We start from the raw sequence: 5,743 nt of genomic DNA, 5'->3' as shown, positions 1-5,743 counted from the left end.
CCTTCACGACCTCGATCAGGTCGTCGTTGTAGCCGTAGATGGTGATGCTCATGGTGTGCTCCGTGCGTGTCGTGCAAGCTCGTCGATGAGCGCCTGCTGATGGTCGGGGACGATCACGAGCCGGGCATCGACCCCGGCCCGCGTCAACGCGGTCAGCCACGACACCTGGTCGGCGGTCGGGTTGTTGCCGTGCCGCTTCAGTTCGATGACCCACAGGCGGCCGTGTCCGCAGATGACGAGATCGGGCCATCCGGGGTCACCTTGGATGGCGCTGGCCCAGCGGCCGGCGCGGCTGACTGAGGGCCGCTGGTGGTGTACCCGGTAGCCGAGGGTGCGGGCGGCGTGGATGATCGTGGTCTGGCAGTCGGTCTCGTTCGGCGCGGGCATGGTGGCGGTCATCGCGCGAGCCGCCGTGCGACGAGCCCGATGAGGATGAGTGCTGCTGCTGTGGCGGCGATGGCGCTGGTGGCTGCGGCCGGGCCGGTGGCGGGCAGCGTCCCTTGCGGGCCTGGCGGCACAGACGGGCCGGTCTGGACGGTGGCGGGGGTGGTGCCTGCCGGGTCGGTGTCGGGGGTCGTGCTCGGCGGCTCAGTACCGGGCGTGGTGTCGGGCGTGGTCGGGGCCGGGTCGGTGGCCGGGGTGGTCACCGCAGGATCCGTCGGCGGTGTAGTCGGTGTCGTGACGGCAGGATCCGTCGGCGGGGTCGTGACGGGCGGGTCGGTCGGCGGGGTCGTCGGCTGCGGGTCCGTCTGCGGTGTGGTGACAGGCGGATCCGTGGCCGGTGTGGTCACTGGCGGGTCGGTCGGCGGGGTGGTAACTGGCGGATCTGTCGGGGGCGTCGTCACAGGCGGATCCGTCGGCGGTGTCGTGCTCGGCACACACCCGTCGGGCCTCGTCGCGGTCACCGTCACAGGCCGCTGCGTCACCCCGTTCGCCCACCGGACGACGAACGTCAGCGCCCACGAGCCCGCCGTCAGCGGCCCCGACGCGAACGTCACACTGTCGCCGGGCTCGGCCGCTGTCTTGACCACGTCACCGGCGGTGACGGTCATCGGCCCGGCCGACCAGCCAGCGCCCTCCGCCGGGTAGACGACAGTGACCTCAGCGGACCACACGCCCGGGGCCGTGCACTCGACCGTGACGGTGTGCGTCGAGTGGTGCGCCGACGTGACAGCGGGTACCGCCAGGACGGCCGCTAGCGCCACCGCGGCGGTCAGGATCTTTCTCATTGTTCTCTCCTTGGTTGGTTGGTTGGCGGTCATCGCTCACCGCCGTGCTCGGTGTGGGGTGTGCGGTGGGGAGTGGCGCATGCCCCGTTCGGCGCTCATCGCTCTGCCAAAATGTCGAGCTGGCCCGGGAGTTCGGCCGGGCGCAGAGTGGTCCCGAACGCGGCCCGATGGATCGTCACCGGCAGCCCCTCACCGCTGTCGACGAGGACGCGGCCCTGCTGGAACCCGAGCACGGTCCAGGTGTCGCCCTGGCTGTCGGTCCAGCGTGACCCGACGGTGACGCGTGGCTGATCGGTGGCGACAGGGTCGTGTGTGTGGGTGTCGACGCCGCCGTGCCCGCAGCCACCGTCCGCGAGGTCGACACGCTCCGGGTCGTCGAACAGGCCCATGTACGGGTTGGCGGTCATGTCGGCCTCGCCCGGGTTAGGGCGTGCTCGATGGTGGGGTGCCGGTCGTATGGGGACCCGGAACGTGTGCGGGCGTGGAGGTCCAGTTGCATTGCCGGTGGCGGGCAGTCGGCGTCGATGTCGTCGTCCGACCCCAGAATCAGCGACAGGCGTTGCTGCTCGTGGGCGTACCACGGGGAGAGTGAGGCGCGGACGGCGTGATGGTGGGCGGCGATGACCAGACGAGTGAGTCCGTCGCCGTCGAACGTCGACAGGCCAGCCCGGTACAGGACCGACAAGTGGTTGGGTCGCACGATGATGCCAGCACCCACCACCGGTCTGTAGGTGGGTAGATTGTGGAGCGGTCCGAGCGCCGCGAGGACTGCGATGCAGCGTTCTAGGCCCTCGGTCAGCTCGAACGGCTGCCCGGCATGGATCGCTCTCGATTGGAGCCAACTGACCGCGTCGGCCCTGGCGGTCATGTCGTCCTCCACGGGATCAGGGGGGCATCCGTCTTCACGTACAGCGGTCATGGCCGCCAGTCCTTCGGTGGTCCGGCCAGGATGCGCGCCGCGAACCGGTCACCGCGGCCCTTGGTGCGCTCCGCGGCCAGCGTGTAGCGGGCGTGCGCCTCCGTCCTGGCGGTGGCGAGGATCTGCGCGGTGCGCGACTCACACAGCACGGCGACCGGGCTCATGACCGTCCCCCGTCCACGCGGCGCAGCATCGGCCGGGCGATCCCGTGCGGCGGGGTCGGGTCGGTGTCGAGCACCACGGCCACCGCCCGGTGGGCGGCAGCGATCACGGCGGCGTGGTGCCGCGCCCGCCGGGCCACGTCGGCAGCCCAGACGTCCACCAAGCGTTCGGCGGTCATCGAGCGATCTCCCGGCCATCCCGGTCAACTTCAGCGACCACACGACACGTCCGCACCTTGCACTTCGCGACCGCACCCGACAGCAGCGACGGGATCGGCACGATCTCACCAACCGGGACCTCGACCCGCACCCACCGGGAGGCATCAGACCGGTATGTGGTCGCCTGGCCCGTCGTGGGTGACAGATGCAGGCCTCCCACCGCACTCGCTGCGAGCGTCGAAGTCCGGGGCGACTGGCTCGGTCCCTACGTCGTAGCGGACCGGCCGGTAACTGTGTCCGGCCGTCAGGTCGCCGTCGGTCGCTTTGTAGAGGCTCGCCATCCCATCCGTGACAGCTACGCCGTGGACGGCGCACCATGTGACCGGATCTGTCTCGGTGATGGCGGTGAGGTCGATGAGGGTGCCGCCGTGGACTACGGCTCGGCCGGAGTGGAGATAGACGGCGACGAGCGGTGACGCCTGGACGGTGGCCGAGCCCGACGCCCGGACGGTGGCCGAGCCCGACGCCCGGACGGTGGCCGAGCCCCACGCCCGGACGGTGGCCGAGCCCGACGCCTCGACGGTGGCCGAGTCCGACGCCCGGACGGTGGCCGAGCCCGACGCCTCGACGGTGGCCGAGCCCGACGCCTGGACGGTGGCCGAGTCCGACGCCCGGACGGTGGCCGAGCCCCACGCCTGGACGGTGGCCGAGCCCGACGCCTCGACGGTGGCCGAGTCCGACGCCCGGACGGTGGCCGAGCCCCACGCCTCGACGGTGGCCGAGCCCGACGCCTCGACGGTGGCCGAGCCCGACGCCCAGACGGTGGCCGAGCCACCAACGGATAGCCACACGCCGGCCGGTGAGTCGATGATGATGCCCTGGCTGCCGGCCGCGATCGCGGCGTCCAACTCGGCCTGTGTCTTGACGATGATGCTCATCGCAGTCCCTCCCGTTCGAAGATGTCTCGTACTTCCCTGTCGACTTGTGGCTGGGTCCAGCCGTCGATCACCTGTCGTGGCCGGCGGGCGCAGCGCACACGGTTCCTGGTTGCCCGTCGTGCCGCGGCTGCGCCGATCGTCTGACCGGCGAGCCCGCCGGCAACGGCGAGCACCACGAGCACGCCGGCCTCGACCAGCCCGAACGCGACGAAACGGAGCAGACTCACGACACGCCCGTCTCGATGCGGCGCTGCCGGGCGACCAGGAACCGTGTGCGGTGCGCCGCCGCGCCTACCTCGGTGCGGTGCTGCAAGACCGACACGTACTCGGCGGCCGTGCAAGCGTCGAACGCCAGCGTCCACAAGTCGTAGCGGGCCTTCCAGGCGGGCACACCCGCGCGGCGCAACACCCGGTACAGGTGACGCCACAACGCCAGGTCGGCGTCGAATTCGGCAACGAGCCCGCTGCCGCTCGTGGACCGGATCAGACCCGGCCGGTACGGGACACGGGCGTTCACGACGGGCCACCGTCGCTGAATCGAACGGGCATCAACAGCAGCAGCAGTCGCCCGAGCTCGGGGTTGACGACCGTCCCCTGGAGCGACTTGGCAGCGTCGAACCTCTGGACCCGCAGGGGGTGCGGGGTGCCAGCACAGGCACCCCAGCGCGCGGCGGCCTTCATCAACGCCGAGAGGAAGCGAGGGTTGTACCCGATCGCTGTCGGGGACGTGACGCTGACCTCGCCCTCCGCGTCGGAGAGCACGCCCGCGAGATGCTTCCTCCAGTCGGGGAAGTCGCCGGGGACGAGCGTCGTCGTCCGCGACTCCGCGCCCCACTCGATCGAGGCGCGGTCGCCGTGAATCGTCAGGGTCGCTGACCCTGACTCGGCGGTCCTCTCACGCGCCCACCGACGGAGCCACCAGGCGGGGACGAGACCGGCGCACGTGTCGGCCGAGCCGTCCTGCACCCACGCCCGTTCCACATGGTCCGCAATCTGGACTGTGTGGAGCCGGCAGCGGTCGGTCGCGGTGAACTCGACACCGTTGGCGGGGTCGCGGGTGATACTCACCGCGTTGAGCGCCGGCCGAGAATCGTCGTACCGCTCCGCGGCGGGAGCGACGGTCTTGACGACCCGCCGAAGGTCACGGGCCGGCATGGTGAGAGTGAGGACGGCGCTCACGCCGCACCTGCCTGCGAGTCATGCCCGGCCAGGAGCGTGCACCCTGGCCGGGCAGCCGCCGCTCAACCGCAGGGGGAGGAGCGGGAACGGCGGCGAACTTGGCGGACACCGACGGGTCCAACGACCTGGCGGCGATCCACTCGTCGAGATCACCGACCGCGTACCGGAGCATCACCCGCGCATCCGGGTCACGATGCAACCGCGGGTTCCACGGGCGCGGCCCGGTCCCGGCCTGCACCTCGGCGCGGAAGGTTTTGACGCCCATCCCGCAGTAGGTGGCGGCGTCCTCGGCGCACAGGGTCTGCGGCTCGACATGACGGCGACGAACACGAGGCATGGTCAGTGCCCCCCGGCGTTGGCGCGCTGGTGCTCGACAGCGACCCACACGATCGCGGTCGCACCGGATGGGGTCGGGCGGCGGTCAGGGATCAGCGCCAGCGTCTGCGGGTCGATGACGAGCCGGGGTGCGACGAGCCCGGCTCGTTCGAGTTCGAGCCGTCGCTTGCCCGTGCTGGTCTGTTGACGGCCGACGATCTCGGCTGTCTCGAAGTCGGTCAGGCCGTGCTCGCCGGCGGCGCGGAGTGCTTGGAGGCAACGGTCGCGGAGGGTTTCGGCGGTCTCCAACGCGAGCACGGCGGCGTCGCGGCTGGTGTCAGGGTCGGTCGGCCGGTACAGGGGGCCGGCGGTCATGTCGAGAGCAAGCTGACCGTTCATCAGGCGACTGCCTCGGCGTCGACCAGCACTTCAGCGCCCATCACGGCGATAGCGCCGACGGGGACTCGCAGCGCCCGGGCAATCTTCACGATCTGCTCGGCGGTTCCGGGCCGCCGACCGGCTTCGATGTGGGCGTAGTTGGCCCGCTCCATGCCGACCGCCGCGGCGACTCCCGATTGGCTTGCGCCCGACAGCTCGCGGATGACCCGCAGCGCCAGGTAGTTGACCTTCATCGGCTTCAGGGGCTTCATGGTGTCAGATCGTACAGGATCGTACGAGATCTTGCAAGCACGACCTGACACGTCCGCTGGCGGCGGCCATCGGGTGCAGAGCACCGCTGTCCCGGCCGGTTGAGGTGTTGACGGTGGAGTGCGGCCAGACGTAGCTGCTAGCCGAGCAGTTTGGCGCGGGCTCGGCGTTGGGCGCTGCGGTCGAGTACCTGGC

The 5,743-nt window shown here is 70.9% G+C and carries 12 protein-coding genes; all 12 read right to left on the bottom strand.

The features are described from left to right. Positions 1–48: 48 nt before the first annotated feature. On the bottom strand, positions 49–399 hold the full coding sequence (locus tag IPJ59_RS31900) for a VRR-NUC domain-containing protein (RefSeq protein WP_293274939.1): 351 nt from the start codon (positions 397–399) through the stop codon (positions 49–51). Next, positions 396–1,229, bottom strand: a complete 834-nt coding sequence (locus IPJ59_RS31895; protein ID WP_293274937.1) for a hypothetical protein — start codon at positions 1,227–1,229, stop codon at positions 396–398. The genes IPJ59_RS31900 and IPJ59_RS31895 overlap by 4 nt, the downstream gene beginning before the upstream one ends. Before the next feature lie 95 nt (positions 1,230–1,324). Further along, entirely contained in the window at positions 1,325–1,636 is a 312-nt protein-coding gene (locus tag IPJ59_RS31890) for a hypothetical protein (RefSeq protein ID WP_293274935.1), read from the bottom strand. Beyond that, positions 1,633–2,148 (bottom strand): hypothetical protein, encoded by a 516-nt coding sequence (locus tag IPJ59_RS31885; protein ID WP_293274934.1) that lies wholly within the window; start codon positions 2,146–2,148, stop codon positions 1,633–1,635. Before IPJ59_RS31885 ends, IPJ59_RS31890 begins: the two co-directional genes overlap by 4 nt. Then, the gene (locus tag IPJ59_RS31880; RefSeq protein WP_293274933.1) at positions 2,145–2,312 is read right to left on the bottom strand and encodes a hypothetical protein; all 168 of its coding nucleotides are present in this window, start codon (positions 2,310–2,312) and stop codon (positions 2,145–2,147) included. Before IPJ59_RS31880 ends, IPJ59_RS31885 begins: the two co-directional genes overlap by 4 nt. Continuing rightward, positions 2,309–2,488 (bottom strand): hypothetical protein, encoded by a 180-nt coding sequence (locus tag IPJ59_RS31875; protein ID WP_293274835.1) that lies wholly within the window; start codon positions 2,486–2,488, stop codon positions 2,309–2,311. The genes IPJ59_RS31880 and IPJ59_RS31875 overlap by 4 nt, the downstream gene beginning before the upstream one ends. A 144-nt stretch (positions 2,489–2,632) precedes the next feature. Next, positions 2,633–3,406, bottom strand: coding sequence for a head GIN domain-containing protein (locus IPJ59_RS31870; RefSeq protein WP_293274931.1), 774 nt, complete (start codon positions 3,404–3,406; stop codon positions 2,633–2,635). Beyond that, on the bottom strand, positions 3,403–3,633 hold the full coding sequence (locus IPJ59_RS31865; protein WP_293274929.1) for a hypothetical protein: 231 nt from the start codon (positions 3,631–3,633) through the stop codon (positions 3,403–3,405). Before IPJ59_RS31865 ends, IPJ59_RS31870 begins: the two co-directional genes overlap by 4 nt. Beyond that, positions 3,630–3,923, bottom strand: a complete 294-nt coding sequence (locus IPJ59_RS31860) for a hypothetical protein (RefSeq protein WP_293274927.1) — start codon at positions 3,921–3,923, stop codon at positions 3,630–3,632. The genes IPJ59_RS31865 and IPJ59_RS31860 overlap by 4 nt, the downstream gene beginning before the upstream one ends. Continuing rightward, positions 3,920–4,585 carry a hypothetical protein gene (locus tag IPJ59_RS31855; protein ID WP_293274925.1) on the bottom strand — a complete coding sequence of 222 codons (666 nt, stop codon included), beginning with the start codon at positions 4,583–4,585 and terminating at the stop codon, positions 3,920–3,922. The genes IPJ59_RS31860 and IPJ59_RS31855 overlap by 4 nt, the downstream gene beginning before the upstream one ends. A gap of 339 nt (positions 4,586–4,924) precedes the next feature. Then, on the bottom strand, positions 4,925–5,275 hold the full coding sequence (locus tag IPJ59_RS31850; RefSeq protein WP_293274923.1) for a hypothetical protein: 351 nt from the start codon (positions 5,273–5,275) through the stop codon (positions 4,925–4,927). A gap of 23 nt (positions 5,276–5,298) precedes the next feature. After that, positions 5,299–5,550: a helix-turn-helix domain-containing protein gene (locus tag IPJ59_RS31845; RefSeq protein ID WP_293274921.1), complete on the bottom strand. Its 252-nt coding sequence runs from the start codon at positions 5,548–5,550 to the stop codon at positions 5,299–5,301. Between the last annotated feature and the right edge of the window lie 193 nt (positions 5,551–5,743).

The organism is Nannocystis sp. (assembly GCF_016714285.1).
GTDB lineage: Bacteria > Myxococcota_A > Polyangia > Nannocystales > Nannocystaceae > Nannocystis.
The sequence above is the reverse complement of the archived record's forward strand: the minus strand, read 5'-3'. Positions and strand labels throughout refer to the sequence as shown.